The sequence below is a fragment of the Paraburkholderia phymatum genome (assembly GCF_040965635.1).
Lineage (GTDB): Bacteria > Pseudomonadota > Gammaproteobacteria > Burkholderiales > Burkholderiaceae > Paraburkholderia > Paraburkholderia phymatum_B.
The window spans coordinates 79,927-94,075 of the sequence record NZ_JBFRCH010000010.1 but is presented as its reverse complement, the minus strand read 5'-3'; the positions used below and the strand labels follow the sequence as shown (position 1 = coordinate 94,075).

Annotated in this window: 14 protein-coding genes; 7 read left to right on the top strand and 7 right to left on the bottom strand. The window is 63.4% G+C overall.

Features of this window, described 5'->3' with window-relative positions:
• The first annotated feature begins 10 nt into the window (after positions 1 to 10).
• Both phnN and AB4Y32_RS19395 read left to right on the top strand, forming a co-directional pair.
• Positions 11 to 616 (top strand): phosphonate metabolism protein/1,5-bisphosphokinase (PRPP-forming) PhnN, encoded by a 606-nt coding sequence (gene phnN / locus AB4Y32_RS19400; RefSeq protein WP_368722892.1) that lies wholly within the window; start codon positions 11 to 13, stop codon positions 614 to 616.
• A gap of 109 nt (positions 617 to 725) precedes the next feature.
• Positions 726 to 1,916 carry a M20 aminoacylase family protein gene (locus AB4Y32_RS19395; RefSeq protein ID WP_368722891.1) on the top strand — a complete coding sequence of 397 codons (1,191 nt, stop codon included), beginning with the start codon at positions 726 to 728 and terminating at the stop codon, positions 1,914 to 1,916.
• A 136-nt stretch (positions 1,917 to 2,052) separates the two neighbouring features.
• Here AB4Y32_RS19395 and AB4Y32_RS19390 read toward each other — a convergent pair whose 3' ends face one another.
• Complete coding sequence (locus AB4Y32_RS19390; RefSeq protein WP_368722890.1) at positions 2,053 to 2,877, bottom strand: IclR family transcriptional regulator; 825 nt, start codon at positions 2,875 to 2,877, stop codon at positions 2,053 to 2,055.
• A gap of 363 nt (positions 2,878 to 3,240) precedes the next feature.
• Here AB4Y32_RS19390 and pcaF point away from each other — a divergent pair, with 363 nt between their 5' ends.
• Entirely contained in the window at positions 3,241 to 4,443 is a 1,203-nt protein-coding gene (pcaF, locus tag AB4Y32_RS19385) for a 3-oxoadipyl-CoA thiolase (protein WP_368722889.1), read from the top strand.
• A gap of 72 nt (positions 4,444 to 4,515) precedes the next feature.
• Here the strand turns inward: pcaF and AB4Y32_RS19380 are convergent, their stop codons facing one another.
• The 4 genes from AB4Y32_RS19380 to AB4Y32_RS19365 all read right to left on the bottom strand — a co-directional run bounded on the left by AB4Y32_RS19380 (position 4,516) and on the right by AB4Y32_RS19365 (position 8,045).
• Complete coding sequence (locus AB4Y32_RS19380) at positions 4,516 to 5,979, bottom strand: mechanosensitive ion channel domain-containing protein (protein ID WP_368722888.1); 1,464 nt, start codon at positions 5,977 to 5,979, stop codon at positions 4,516 to 4,518.
• A 319-nt stretch (positions 5,980 to 6,298) separates the two neighbouring features.
• On the bottom strand, positions 6,299 to 6,652 hold the full coding sequence (locus AB4Y32_RS19375; protein ID WP_439899811.1) for a copper resistance CopC family protein: 354 nt from the start codon (positions 6,650 to 6,652) through the stop codon (positions 6,299 to 6,301).
• A gap of 19 nt (positions 6,653 to 6,671) precedes the next feature.
• Positions 6,672 to 7,553 (bottom strand): hypothetical protein, encoded by an 882-nt coding sequence (locus tag AB4Y32_RS19370; protein ID WP_368722886.1) that lies wholly within the window; start codon positions 7,551 to 7,553, stop codon positions 6,672 to 6,674.
• 105 nt (positions 7,554 to 7,658) lie between these two features.
• Entirely contained in the window at positions 7,659 to 8,045 is a 387-nt protein-coding gene (locus AB4Y32_RS19365; protein WP_368722885.1) for a DUF2946 domain-containing protein, read from the bottom strand.
• A 189-nt stretch (positions 8,046 to 8,234) separates the two neighbouring features.
• On the opposite strand from AB4Y32_RS19365, the gene AB4Y32_RS19360 reads away from it, so the two are divergent.
• The gene (locus AB4Y32_RS19360; RefSeq protein WP_368722884.1) at positions 8,235 to 8,588 is read left to right on the top strand and encodes a DUF1428 domain-containing protein; all 354 of its coding nucleotides are present in this window, start codon (positions 8,235 to 8,237) and stop codon (positions 8,586 to 8,588) included.
• Between the two features lie 45 nt (positions 8,589 to 8,633).
• Here AB4Y32_RS19360 and AB4Y32_RS19355 read toward each other — a convergent pair whose 3' ends face one another.
• The gene (locus AB4Y32_RS19355) at positions 8,634 to 9,980 is read right to left on the bottom strand and encodes a metallophosphoesterase (protein ID WP_368722883.1); all 1,347 of its coding nucleotides are present in this window, start codon (positions 9,978 to 9,980) and stop codon (positions 8,634 to 8,636) included.
• Between the two features lie 372 nt (positions 9,981 to 10,352).
• Here AB4Y32_RS19355 and AB4Y32_RS19350 point away from each other — a divergent pair, with 372 nt between their 5' ends.
• The 3 genes from AB4Y32_RS19350 to oxlT all read left to right on the top strand — a co-directional run bounded on the left by AB4Y32_RS19350 (position 10,353) and on the right by oxlT (position 13,306).
• Positions 10,353 to 10,568 (top strand): hypothetical protein, encoded by a 216-nt coding sequence (locus AB4Y32_RS19350; RefSeq protein WP_368722882.1) that lies wholly within the window; start codon positions 10,353 to 10,355, stop codon positions 10,566 to 10,568.
• 193 nt (positions 10,569 to 10,761) lie between these two features.
• On the top strand, positions 10,762 to 11,481 hold the full coding sequence (locus AB4Y32_RS19345; RefSeq protein ID WP_087734741.1) for a GntR family transcriptional regulator: 720 nt from the start codon (positions 10,762 to 10,764) through the stop codon (positions 11,479 to 11,481).
• Between the two features lie 499 nt (positions 11,482 to 11,980).
• On the top strand, positions 11,981 to 13,306 hold the full coding sequence (gene oxlT / locus AB4Y32_RS19340; protein WP_368722881.1) for an oxalate/formate MFS antiporter: 1,326 nt from the start codon (positions 11,981 to 11,983) through the stop codon (positions 13,304 to 13,306).
• Between the two features lie 219 nt (positions 13,307 to 13,525).
• On the opposite strand, the gene AB4Y32_RS19335 is transcribed toward oxlT, so the two are convergent.
• Complete coding sequence (locus AB4Y32_RS19335; RefSeq protein ID WP_368722880.1) at positions 13,526 to 13,903, bottom strand: hypothetical protein; 378 nt, start codon at positions 13,901 to 13,903, stop codon at positions 13,526 to 13,528.
• Positions 13,904 to 14,149 lie beyond the last annotated feature (246 nt).

Genomic DNA, 14,149 nt, shown 5'->3' with positions numbered 1-14,149 from the left:
GAACGAACGCATGAAGGGCCGTTTGATCTATGTGATCGGACCATCGGGCGCGGGCAAGGATTCGCTGCTGCACTTCGCGCGCGATCGCGTCGCGGGAACGCCCGTCGTGTTTGCGCATCGCTACATCACGCGCGGCACGGGGCACAACGAGAATCACATCGCGTTGACGCGCGAAGAGTTCGCCGCGCGTTCGGCGCAAGGCCTCTTTGCGCTCGAATGGTCGAGTCACGAGTTGCATTACGGCATCGGCATCGAGATCGACGCGTGGCTCGCGCGCGGCTGCACCGTCGTCGTCAATGGGTCGCGTGCGTATCTGTCGCGTGCGTTGAAGCGCTATCCGCATCTCGAAGTCGTGCATATCCATGCAGCGCCGCATATTCTCGCGCAGCGTCTCGCGTCGCGCGGACGCGAGACGCAGGAGCAGGTCGAGGCGCGCCTTGCGCGCAAGGCGCCGTTCACGCTGCCGCGCGGCGCGCATCTCACGCATATCGACAATTCCGGCACGCTCGAAGCAGCCGGTCAGGCGTTCGTCGACGTGCTGAAGAACGAAGCGCGAGCGCAGTCGTCGTGTGAGCCCCGGACCGATGCACCCGTTCCCGATGAAAGCGTTAAGTAAGTCACAGGCGCGACCGTCTTACGGGAAAGGTCTCGCGTTGCTATAGTCTGCGGATTGACGCTGCGCACGAGACGCGGCGAGACCAGAACAAACCCGTGGAGCACCCCTGATGACCGACGCCACCCTCCTGACCGAAACCGCCGACCTCGAACCCGCCGCCGCTTCGCTGCGCGACATCCGCCGCCACATTCACCACCATCCCGAGCTCGCGTACGAGGAAGTCGCGACGGCGGCGCTCGTCGCCGAAAAACTGGAGGGGTGGGGCTGGAAGGTGACGCGCGGGGTCGGCAAGACGGGCGTGGTCGGCACGTTGAAGGTCGGCGACGGCACGCGCAGCATCGGGCTGCGCGCGGACATGGACGCGCTGCCTATCGTCGAGCAGACGGGCCTGCCGTACGCGAGCGGCACGCACGGCAAGATGCACGCATGCGGACACGACGGCCACACGACGATGCTGCTCGGCGCGGCCCAGCATCTGGCGAAGACACGCCGCTTCTCGGGCACGGTGCATCTGTACTTTCAGCCGGCCGAGGAAAGCGGGATCGACAGCGGCGCGAAGAAGATGATCGAAGACGGCCTGTTCGAGCGCTTCCCATGCGACGCGGTGTTCGGCGTGCACAACCATCCGGGCGCGGAGCCGGGCAAGTTCCTGTTCCGCAAGGGCGCGTTCATGGCGGCGGGCGACAAGGCGACGATCACGATCGAAGGCGTCGGCGGCCATGCGGCGCGCCCGCATCTCACTGTCGATCCCATCGTGATCGCGTCGAGCATCGTGATGGCGCTGCAAACCATCGTCGCGCGCAACGTGAACCCGGCGCAGCCCGCTGTCGTGACGGTCGGCACGATGCACTCGGGCGTCGCGAACAATGTGATTCCGTCGAGCGCGAAGCTCGAATTGAGCGTGCGCTCGTTCAGCCCGGAAGTGCGGGCGCTTCTGAAGCAGCGCATCGTCGAACTCGCCGAAGCGCAGGCCGCGAGCTATGGCGGCAAGGCGCACGTCGACTACATCGAAGGCTATCCCGTCGTCGTCAATACGGATGCCGAAACGGAGTTTGCGATTCAGGTCGCGCGCGAACTGGCGGGCGCCGAAAACGTCGAGCCGAACGCGGACATCCTGATGGGCAGCGAAGACTTCGCGTTCATGCTCGAACAGCGGCCGGGGTCGTTCCTTCGCCTGGGCAACGGCGTCGGCGAGGACGGCTGCATGGTGCACAACCCGCACTACGATTTCAACGACCGCAATCTGCCGATCGGCGCCGCGTACTGGGCGCGTCTCGTGGAGCGCTATCTGGGCCGTTGATGGGCCGTCGATGAACACGCATGTTTGAATCGGCGCCAGGTGCGCGGCTTCGCTTTCGAGATTCGCCGAAGCGAAGCCACTGACGCACGAGTCGCTCCCGCACTTCACGATGCGCCGCAAGCCGCGCGCAACCCGATCAGCCGCGCAGCGCGACCATATCCGACACGGATTGCGCCGCTTTTTGCAGGGGTTCGAGAAACGCCTTCACCATCTGCTTCGCGCTGTTGCGCTGCGCGTTGCCGCTGATGTTCATCGCCGCGATGATCTGTCCGCGCCGGTTGCGGATCGGCGCGGACAGCGAAATCAGCCCGCCTTCCAGCTCCTGATCGACGACCGCCCACCCCTGGCTGCGCACTTGCGCAATCGTCTTCTTCAACTCGTTCCGGTCGGTGATGGTGCGCGGCGTGTGCGCGACGATCGGCGAGGCGTCGAGCGTCGCGTCGAGTGTCGCCTCATCGAGCGACGACAGCAGCACGCGTCCCATCGACGTGCAATACGCCGGCAAGCGGCTACCGATCGACAGATTGATCGTCATGATCTTGTGCGTCGGCACGCGCAGCACGTAGACGATCTCCGTGCGATCGAGCACGGCCGCCGAACAGCTTTCGTGCACCTGCGCCGACAGTTCTTCCATGAACGGCTCGGCGAGATTCCAGAACGGCATCGACGTCAGATACGCGAAACCCAGATCGAGAATCTTCGGCGTCAGGCGGAAGAGTCGCCCTTCGGCCTCGACGTACCCGAGCGTTTGCAGCGTCAGCAGAATGCGGCGCGCGCCCGCGCGCGTGAGGCCCGTCGCCGATGCGACGTCGGTGAGCGTCTGCTCGGGCCGCTCGGCGTTGAACGCGCGGATCACCGCGAGGCCGCGCGCGAACGACTGCACGTACGAGTCGCCCGGTTTGTCGGGCGCGTCCCCATCGTTGACGGAAACGGCTTGTGACACTGGTGGGACTTTGCTCATGGGCCTATGCACGATACGTTCAAACGTTGGGACAGCCTTCGATAGCCTGCGGAAAGCCGTGACGATAGCGCAAGCGCCCGGATTCGCCAACTTCGCCGCGGCTTTCCGTGCGCCGCCCGTTCCTGCCGGATTCTGCTGTTTACAGCGACACCTCATTGCGGATTTCGACGCGCACTCGCGCGCCGCCGCGCTTGACAGTCTTTCCGCCACCCGCCTATCATCAAACCTGAATTGTTCGATATATGATCGTTTGTTCGAGTATAGAACAAATGTCGGTTCATCGGCACGTTTTTCCGGCGCTCCCATGCGCCGACGCTGGCGCCTTCCACGATAACGCCAGCCTGCCATTACTGGAGACATCTCATGACGGAAGCTTTCCTGTGCGACGCGATTCGCACGCCGATTGGCCGCTATGCGGGTTCGCTGTCGTCGGTGCGCGCCGACGATCTGGGCGCCGTGCCGCTCAAGGCGCTGATGGAGCGCAACAAGGAAGTCGACTGGAACGCGATCGACGACGTGATCTACGGCTGCGCGAACCAGGCGGGCGAGGACAACCGCAACGTCGCGCGCATGTCGCTGCTGCTGGCGGGCCTGCCGAAGGACGTGCCGGGCTCGACGGTCAACCGGCTGTGCGGCTCGGGCATGGATGCCGTCGGCATTGCGGCGCGCGCGATCAAGTCGGGTGAGGCGGGGCTGATGGTCGCGGGCGGCGTCGAGAGCATGAGCCGCGCGCCGTTCGTGATGAGCAAGGCGACGAGCGCGTTTTCGCGCCAGGCCGACATCTACGACACGACGATCGGCTGGCGTTTCGTCAACCCGCTGATGAAGCAACTCTACGGCGTCGACTCGATGCCGGAGACGGGTGAGAACGTCGCGACCGACTACAACATCAGCCGCGCCGATCAGGACGCGTTCGCGCTGCGCAGCCAGCAGAAGGCGGCGCGCGCGCAGCAGGACGGCACGCTCGCGCAGGAAATCGTCCCCGTGACGATCCCGCAGAAGAAGGGCGATGCGATCGTCGTGTCGAAGGACGAGCATCCGCGCGAGACGAGCCTCGAAGCGCTCGCAAAGCTGAAGGGCGTCGTGCGCCCGGACGGCACGGTGACGGCGGGCAACGCGTCGGGCGTCAACGACGGCGCGGCTGCTTTGCTGCTCGCGAACGAAGAGACCGCGAAGCGTTATGGCCTGACGCCGCGCGCACGCGTGCTCGGAATCGCGACGGCAGGCGTCGATCCGCGCGTGATGGGCATCGGACCCGCGCCCGCGACGCAGAAGCTGCTTGCGCGCCTGAACATGAGCATCAACCAGTTCGACGTGATCGAGTTGAACGAAGCGTTCGCATCGCAAGGCCTTGCCGTGCTGCGCGCGTTGGGTGTCGCCGATGACGATGCACGCGTGAATCCGAACGGCGGGGCGATCGCATTGGGCCATCCGCTCGGCATGAGCGGCGCGCGGCTCGTGACGACCGCGATGTATCAGTTGCAACGCACGCATGGACGCTTCGCGCTGTGCACGATGTGCATCGGGGTCGGGCAGGGCATTGCGATCGCGATCGAACGAGTTTGATCGTTTGATCGGCTGACGTGGGCATTCCGTGGCGCGTGCGTGCGTCACGCGATGCGCCACGTGGCGTTCAGTTCAGAACGTCAGATCGTGCAGCTTGCGCATGCCATCGAGCAGCCATTGAAAGATCGACTGCTCCGACTGCACTACGGGCGTCGGCGTGCCGAGCTTGCCTAGCGTATCCTGGCGACGCGACAGCAGCCGGCACATCAGCCTCGCGACGTCGGGATTGTCCTTGAGCAGCGGCGTCACGTCGTCTTTCTTCAACTGATAGACGACGGCGTGCGTCAACGCCGAAATCTTCACGCGCGCAGGCATGCCCGCGAGCAGCCCCGCTTCGCCCATTGCATCGCCGGGACCGAGGCGGTTCACTTCGACGGGACCTGACGCGCTGTCCGCGACGACCGACAGCACGCCCGAATCGACGATGCTCAGATTGTCGGGCACGGTTTCGGGTGTGAGCACGATATCGCCGCGGTCATATTCATGGCGCGAAAGCAGTGGCGCGAGCCCCGCCAGCTCTTCGGGCGTCAATGCGGCGAACAGTTCGACGCGCCTGAGCAGGCTGATCCTGCGATCGACCTGCGCCGCGGGTGCGGCGGGCGCATACGGGACACCCAGCGGTCTCAGTTCGACGCCCGCTGCCGCGAGATGCCGGAAGCACAGGTCGTAAAGCTCGTTCGTCACAGCGAGCTTCTTGCTCATGTCGTCGACGTAGGCCGTCGCTTCGTACTGGATCGACGTGACGGTGGTCCTCTTCACGAGCGCATACGGCGCGGGGTCCGCGATCACGGCGCGCACGCCGGCCAGCGCGCGTTCGAGCGCGGCCAGCACGGCGCTCGGGCGCGCCTCTGGCGTGATTTCGAGCGTGACGGTCACGCCGTGCAGCGTCGGCGGGCGGCTGCTGTTCGTGATCTTCGCCTTGGCCGCGACCGCGTTCGGCACGATGACGATGTTGCCTTGTGAAGTCAGCAGATGCGTCGCGCGCCAGTTCATCTCCAGCACCTTGCCCTCGACGCCGTCGATGGAAACCCAGTTGCCGATGTGATACGGCTCCGTCGTGTTGATCACGATGCCCGCGAACACATCGCTGAGCGTGCTTTGAATCGCGAGACCCAGCACGATCGCGAGCGCGCCCGATGTCGCGACGAGCCCGCGCACGGGCAGCTCGAGCACGAAGCCGAGCGCGGCGACGACGGCGGCCAGAAACACGAGCGCGCCGAACACATCCTGAAAGAGCCGCTGACGGCGCCATGTCCTGGGCAGCAGCAGCGTGTCGAGCGCCATGCTGAGCAGGCGCGCGCCCATCAGCCACCAGATGATTTCGAGCACCTGGCCGATCACGTGCAGCGGCCGCGAGTTCAAATAGGGCGCCTGCGAGAACGGGCTCAGGTTCGAGCTGAACAGCAGCGCACTAAAGGCCGCATAGATGCAGAGCCGCACCAGCAGTCGCGCGACTTCGTTTCTGGGTATCGTGCAACGCCACACCACCACATCGAGCGCGACGAGCGCAAAGCCGATAATCAGCGGATTGTTCACGCGCACTCCATGGCGGGATGGAACGATGACGAAACATGTGAGACGGTTGCCGCGACAGTAGCACGGCGTCGTGCAACGCGGCGCGATGGTCGATGCGATGCCGCGATCGCTACAGGCTCGAGCCCATTTTTTACGACATTTTTTCTTGTTGCGCATCAGAGCCGTCCCCGGACTGCAGGCGTCGATCGTTGAACGGAGAGGCCATGCAGAAGCCGCACGCAGTCGTCAGCGAGAACGCGCACTGTTCTGGCATTCGCCACGAAACCGGGCGTCATCGGGTGCTTGAGTCGCGGCCCGTCGTCGTAACGTCATCGCTTCGTCACTTCACGTTGAACGAATAATCGCCGTGTGTGCGATGGCCGTCCGACGCGACGGCAACCCAATGCACGGTGTACTTGCCGGCAGGCAAAGCGGGTAGCGCGACGGATTCGACGCGCGGCTGTTGCGCGTCGACGGCCGATTTCGCGGTGTTCACCTGCTTTCCCGACGCATCGGTGACTGTCAACGTGCTGAATGCCGGTTCGAGCGGTCCGTCGAACGTGATGACGACCTTGGCCGGTGATTCGACCGTCGCGCCCGCGCCGGGCTCCTGCTTCTGCGGAAACACGTGAGCGTTGGCCGCGAGCGGGCTCAGCGCCCACAGTGCGCTGCCTACGATTGCGAATCGTGTCATGTTCATCGCGATGTCCTCGTTACGGGAAGAGCGGCTTGCCGATCGTCGTCGGCGCGATGTCGTCGAAGAAGATATGCGCCTGCACCAGCACGCCGACATGCGAACCGCTAGCGCGGTTGATGGGTATCTGCGCTTCGATGCCTAGTTGCCCATAGCGGTTGATCCAGATGAAGCCCGGATTCACCGTGCCCGTCGTTTGCCCCTGACTGCGCGATAGCGGAATTTCGACGATAGGGATCAGGTTCGCGAGCGGCTGCGGCAAGCCGACATCGCGCACGTGCTGCTGCAAATAGGGCAGGCTGTATTGCACCGTCACGCCGTAGTTGAACGCGTTGGGCTCGCCCGCGCCCGTCGTGAAGGCGGGACCGGCTTCGCCCGTGATCGCGATCGGGCGCAGCCAGGCGAGCGAATCGGGCAGGTCGCCGAAACCTTTGCCCGCGAAGATCGTCGGCGAGATCGTGGAGAAGCTCTCGCCGATCGCGTGACTGCCCGTGCCGCCGAGATCCGCGTTGACGCCGATCGACGTCATGAACTCGTGCGCTTCGTTCACGTACAACAGGTACTTGAGGCCGACGCTGAAGTTGTCGAAGCCGTGTGCCGTCGGATTGTTCTGTCCGACATAAGCGCCTCCGACGGATATCGCGAGGCGCGGCGTGATCAGCTTGTCGTATTCGAAGCTGAATGTGTTGATGCTCTGATCGCCATCGTCGCCGGGCACGCGCTGATGGCCGTATTGCAAGTTGAGTTCGTCGCCGACGCCGGGGTCGTCGACGGCCATCGTGGCGGGGAATACGCGGTCACCGGCAATCGCGTGCGCGTGCGAGAGCGCCGGAAAACACAGGGCCGCGGCAATGCAGCAGGCGAGCGGCCATGTGCCGCGCTTGTCGAGTGTGATGTTCATGGGTCATCCCGAGTATGAGCGCGCGCGTGAGCGGCTTGCGCTGCGCGAAGCGAACACGCGCGAAAACAGCAACGCCGTCATGGCGCTGCCGGAACGCAATTCGACTCAGAGATGAATAGGCGGCGCGCGCGGTTGCGCGGCTTGATAGGGCGTGGCGAGCGCGACGCTGTCGAAGCGCGCGGCGGCGCGCTGCGTGATGGCCGTGACGATCAGCGCAAACGTCGACAACGATGCGGGCAACACGGGGAAATGCGCGACCAGGCTGCAATAGCCGCATGCATGCCAGTGCGAGGCGAGCGTGTGGGTGTCGGTGGGGTCGTCCTCGTGCGTGTCGGCGAGCGTGGCCGTGTGCGACGAGCAGAGCGCGGCGGCGGGATCGTACGCGCCACGGCTCGCTGCGATGGCCTGCGAGACAGTGGGCGCGAGCGTCGCCATCAGGATCGCGAGCAATCCGAGGATGCTGCCAATCTTCTGATGGAAACGGTTCGACATGTCAAAAGCGTTGTTGAGGGCTGCGCGGATTATGTCACGGTGCCACGCGCAGCAAGGCCGTGTGCACAGGCAAACGGAAATTTATCGCGGTGCTGTCGATTCGCTGCCGCCTCGCTCGTCGTGTGTGTAGAACCGGGCAACGATGCGAGATATGCCTACGTTCTCACGAAACCGCAAAAGGAGGCTGCAATGAATTATGTGGACGGATTTGTCGTCGGTGTAAAGGAGGAGAATCGCGAAACTTACCGTAGGCATGCACAGATCGCTGCGGGCGTTTTCAAGGAATACGGCGCGCTGAATGTCGTCGAGTGCTGGGGCGACGACGTGCCCGAAGGCAAGCTCACGTCGTTTCCGATGGCCGTCAAGCTCGAACCAGGCGAGGTGGTGGTGTTCTCGTGGGTCGTATGGCCTTCGCGCGCGGCACGCGACGAAGGCATGAAGAAAGTGATGGCCGATCCGCGCACGCAGCCCGACACGCTGCCGATGCCGTTCGATGGCAAGCGTCTGATCTACGGCGGCTTCGAAGTGATCGTCGACGTCTAGCGCGAGACTTCCGGCGCGAGACGTTCCGCATGCAGCGCGCAAGAGCTAGAGCGTTTCGGTGAACATGGGCGTCGTGCCGTCGGTGCTCTCGTAGTACTCGGCCGACGCTTGCGCTTTCTGTGCTGCCTGTCCGAGCCGGATGATCGTGAAGCCGTGCATGTAAACCTTATTCGTCTGTTTCAGCAGGACGTTCTGCAGTACGGGCGGATTGACGACGCGCGGGTCCGGCGCGTTCTCCGGGCCATTGACGAGCACGGGCACGGCGCCGTGTCCGATGCACCGTCCATGCGTCAAGCCGAGGTACGGCTGATACACGCTCAGGCTGTGTTCATGGCCCCAGAACCACGCGGCGATCGGCTGCTTCGCGGCCTGCGAAAAGCGTCGAAAGCTCGCGAGCAGCCGCGGATTGTACGCAGTGAGTTTGCCGTCCGTCTGCAGCGGCCCGATCTGCGAGAGCGCGGAAAACAGCTGGTGATGCGAGAGGAGAATCGTCTTGCCGCTGAATTCGGCGATGCGCTCGACGATCCAGTCTTCTTCGTCCTGTTCCAGAAACGTCACGACGTCGGTCACCGTGAACGGGTTGTAGTCGTGCAGGCCCGTGTCCATCGCGATGAACTGCCAGTCGTCGTTGCGCAGACAGAAGAAGCTGGCGGGCTGCAGGCGCGCGTGATCGTTGAGCGTGTCGATCAGCCCGTAATAGCCGGCGCCGCCCGAGTACATGTCGTGATTGCCGGAGAGCGTATAGACGGGCACGTCCTTTGTATCGCGCGAAAGCACGGCATCGACGATCTTCCTGAAGTTCGCGTTGCACTCCTGCGGCGTGCCCGAGTAGTAGATGTCGCCGAGATGGATCACGACGTCGGGGCTTTGCAGCGCGGCCTGTTTCAGCAGATCGGCGGCGACCTGGGTGCCCGTGCCCCAGTCGGCGATCAGCGCGACCGTGGCGCCCGCTTTCAGCGGAACCGTGACGGGTCCGATCGCGGCCGCGCGCCGGTAGGGAATCGCGGCGCGTTTGCCGTCCGCGCCGAAGTACTGCATGTAGTTTTCGATGACCGTGAGCCACGCCGGGTCGCAGACGTTGTAGCGGATATCGTTCTGGATGCTTTCGGCTGTCGCGGTGTCGCCGCGTGCGCGCGCCTCCATCAGATCGAGTCCCATCTTCGCGCACGTCCAGGCATCCTGCGCGATTTCGCCCGGCGCGACATCGGGCAGCGACGCCTCGCCTTGCGCCTTCAGTTGCGCAATCGTCGCGGCGGCGTTGACGAGCGGGTTGTCGAGGCCCGGTCGAGACGTGAGTCCCGTGGAAGGCGTCGTTGTGCGCACGACTTCATCGACGACGGATTGAAACATCGAGACGAACTGATCGCGGAAACTTTCGGGCTCGGTGGCCATGACGCTCTCCCGTTCAAGGCGGATTGGCTTGTTATGCGAAAGCTGCAAGTAAAGTTGTGGTGTCGAAGCTATCGACAGGCTCAAGGATCGTTCCGGCAACACCAAGACGATTGGCTCGCCGCAAATTGCAGAAAAGGCGCCGCGCGATCAGATGTAGCCGGGCATTTTTCCGGCTGCAATCGGCGGGCAGGACACTTCGGGACGCATTTGCAAATGCGCGCGGGCTCAAGCTTTTCGCGGCGATGCCGTTATCGTGACTGCCATCCCTCTGCAAAGCCTTCACCCAAGATGCGTTTGACGAAGCTCGAGTCAGTACTTTCAGCCGTAGCGGTATTCGCCGTCGTGAGTTTCAGCGGATGGCTTCAGGGTGAAATGAAGCACGCTGCGCGCGAGCGCAACCGGCACGACATCGGCACGATCGTCGATGCGGCGTGCGCGAACCTGACGGCCGCTGAACTCGAATCGAACGACAACGGCCAGTTGCAATGCGGCGCGGTGATGCTCGAAGCGCCGCGCGAACCGTCGGCGGCCGTAGGTGCGTTGACGGCGTCCGTGAACGGCGCGGCGACGAGCGTCCCGAATCCGTAAGCGGCGACAGCACGCCGACCGCGCTCTCCGCCAGGCGGGACGCGCCGCCCGTCGACAATACCTCACACACTGATATACTAAATACGTCACCAGTCCGCGTGGCGATGAACGCGCGCGGCACGATACGGGCGCGGCGCATTCGGCCGCTTGAACAATCACGGTGTTCAAGACACCGACCCATCAGAGGCGATGCATGTCGTCAGAACTGGACAGCCGGCCGGCGGCAACACCGTTCACCCTGTCATTGCAACCCATCGGGACCAGCGCGAGCCTGCGCGATCGCGCGTACGCGATGCTGCGCCAGGCGATCGCGGACGCGGACATCTATGCGTCGCGCGAAGAGATACGTCTCGACGATCGCGCGCTGAGCGAATCGCTCGGCGTGAGCCGCACGCCCGTGCGCGAGGCGATGACGCTGCTCGAGCAGGAAGGCTTCGTGCGCACGATTCCGCGCCGGGGCATCTACATCGTGCGAAAGAGTAAGCGCGAGATCGTCGAAATGGTGCAGATGTGGGCCGCGCTCGAAAGCATGGCCGCGCGTCTCGCGACGCTGCACGCGACGGACGAGGAGATCGCGCGGCTGCGTCATATGTTCGACCAGTTCCGCGATTCGACGCCTGCCGAACATATCGCCGAGTACTCGGATGCGAATATCGCGTTCCATCAGGCGATCGTCGAATTGTCGAAGTCGCAGATCATCCTCGACACGATCAAGAACATCTTCATTCACGTGCGCGCCATTCGCCGGATGACGATTTCGCAGAGCGACCGCGCGTCGCGCTCGATCGTCGATCATCTGCGGATCATCGAAGCACTCGAAAAGCGCGACACCGAACTCGCCGAGCGTCTCGTGCGTCAGCACTCGCTCGATCTCGCCGCCTTCATCGAGGCGAACTGCGATTTCCTAGACTGAACGCAGCGCGTTTTCAACAGCACTGTTCACTGTTCTCCAGCGGACATCCGTTTGCGGATGTCCGCATCTTCCCTCATTGGCAGGCGGCAAGCTCCTCTGCGCGTCCCACGCCATCGCTTCCATAAACGATCGTCTATCGATTCGATAAGTAACTTTAATTATTCGCAATTCGCTACATCCGCTTAGCATGGGTTCGCCCGGAATAAGCCTTTGGGTTAAGGGTTAACGCTTGCTTTTGCGCTTCGATGTGCATCGCTTAGGGAAAATCCGCAGCCCATTGGAATAAAAATGAAAAGACCGCAGCCTGTTTGAATGGTTAACTACGCAGGTCTGTCGAAAGTCACCCAAGGCCGGGTAGAAGAAAACGAGTAAGGCGCTTGCGGGCGCAACGATCCTGGATCGCGCAGTCCGCATCGAAAACATTAGAACGCAACATTTTGCATGCGACGGGGAGCAAGCGCTAAGGCGCGGATTCCCGTCGAGAGCGGAGACGATGCACATGAATGGAAACACCCGACAGGCGACGGGAAGCGGTTTCTTTTCGAACCGTTGGTGTCAGTTGATCATCGGCATGCTATGCATGGCGCTGGTCGCGAATCTTCAATACGCGTGGACGCTGTTCGTCGCTCCGATGAATGCGCGGCACCACTGGGGCGAAGCATCGATTCAGCTTGCCTTCTCGATTTTCATTCTCACTGAAACATGGCTCGTTCCCGTCGAAGGATGGCTCGTCGACCGCTTCGGTCCGCGTCCTGTCGTTGCGGGCGGCGCACTGTGCGCGGGCCTTGCGTGGGTGCTGAATTCATACGCGACGACGCTGCCTGAACTCTACGCGGCGTCCGTCATTGCCGGCATCGGCGCGGGCGGCGTGTACGGCACGTGCGTCGGCAACGCGCTGAAGTGGTTCCCGGACAAGCGCGGCCTCGCCGCGGGCCTGACGGCGGCCGGCTTCGGCGCGGGCGCGGCCGTCACGGTGATTCCGATCGCAAACATGATTACGCGCTCAGGTTACGAGCACACGTTCCTGTTCTTCGGCATCCTGCAAGGCGTGTGCATCTTCGTGCTCGCGTTGCTGCTGAAAAAGCCGGTCGCGCGCGCGGCAAACAACGTGAAGCGCAAGTTCGCCGTAACCAAGGTCGACTACACGCCCGGCCAGATGATCAAGGCGCCTGTGTTCTGGGTGATCTATCTGTCGTTCGTCGCGGTGGCGGCGGGCGGCCTGATGGCGACCGCGCAAATCGGGCCGATCGCGAAGGACTGGGGCCTCGCGAAGCTGCCGATGACGCTCTTCGGCGCAACGCTGCCGCTGCTCACGATGACGCTGTCGATCGACAACATCTGCAATGGCTTCACGCGTCCGCTGTGCGGTTTCATCTCCGACAAGATCGGACGCGAGAACACGATGTTCGCGATCTTCATCGGCGAGGGGCTCGCGCTGCTCGGGATGATGGAGTACGGCCAGAACCCGTACGCGTTCATGACGTTCGCGGCGCTGATCTTCCTGTTCTGGGGCGAGATCTTCTCGATCTTCCCGGCGATCTGCGCGGATACGTTCGGCAGCAAGTACGCTGCGGCCAATGCCGGTACGCTCTATACGGCGAAGGGCACGGCCGCGCTGCTCGTGCCGCTCGCGTCGGTGTTGTCGGCGGCGGGTGGATGGAACCTCGTGTTCATCGTGTCGGCCGTGGTCACGATTGCGGCGGGCGTCTCGGCGAAATTCATCCTCGCGCCAATGCGCGCTCGCTGGATCGAGACGTCGGGGGCGCGCGCTTCGCTTGCTTCTGCAAGCAGTTCGTCGCCGTTGAGCGCCAGCTCGGGAGATTGACGAAGGGCGGTGCGCAAGCGCCGCCGAGTAATCGCATGATCGGAAGCTGAAGCGGTGCATGGCTTGATCGCCATGCACCGCTTTTTGTTTGGTGTCGCGTGACGTTGCGGTTCACGAGTCGCCGATGGCCAACAAAAAAGCCTCCCGCGCATCGGGGCGCGGGAGGCTCCTTTCGGCTTGCTTCGTCGGCGGCTCGTCGGCTTGTTGCCGTTTGGCGGATCAGGCGCCCGCCAGCGCCGGCAGCCCCGTGTCGTCGGCGAAATACTGGGCGATCGAGAATGCCGCCGACCGCTGCGCGGGGCCGCTGGATGCCTCGACACGCGTCGGCAGCGCGTCCGGCGTGTGTGCGCGCTTCTTCGCGAGAATCGCCTCGCTCAGGAACTCCGCGCTGTAAGCGTTGAGCAAATGCGGCTGCTGGGCCTCGATATACGCGACGACGCGCGCATGTTCGCCGTCGATCGCCGCAAGCGATGTCAGCGTTTGCGCGTCCCAGCGGAAGCGCAGCCCCAGGTCGGCGAATGCGCTATTGAACGCGCACAGCTGCGCATCGACTGCGCGGTCGTAGTCAGTCCGGTGTCCATCGTGTGCGTTGCGCATGATCTCCTCCATTTCATCGATTGCGTGAAGGACAGCATAGACCGCCCGATTAATTCACGATAGTTAAAGTTTTCTTTGAAAACCATTGACCAACGTTTATGGAAAGGGCGCTGCAAACCCAGGGTGCAGGAGAGTTGGTTTCGGTTAGATATGTGATATACAGTATTGCACATATACAAAAAGGGCCATCGCGAGGCCGCACGACCGCGCCCACCAGGCGCACGAGCCAAGCGGACCACCACCGTT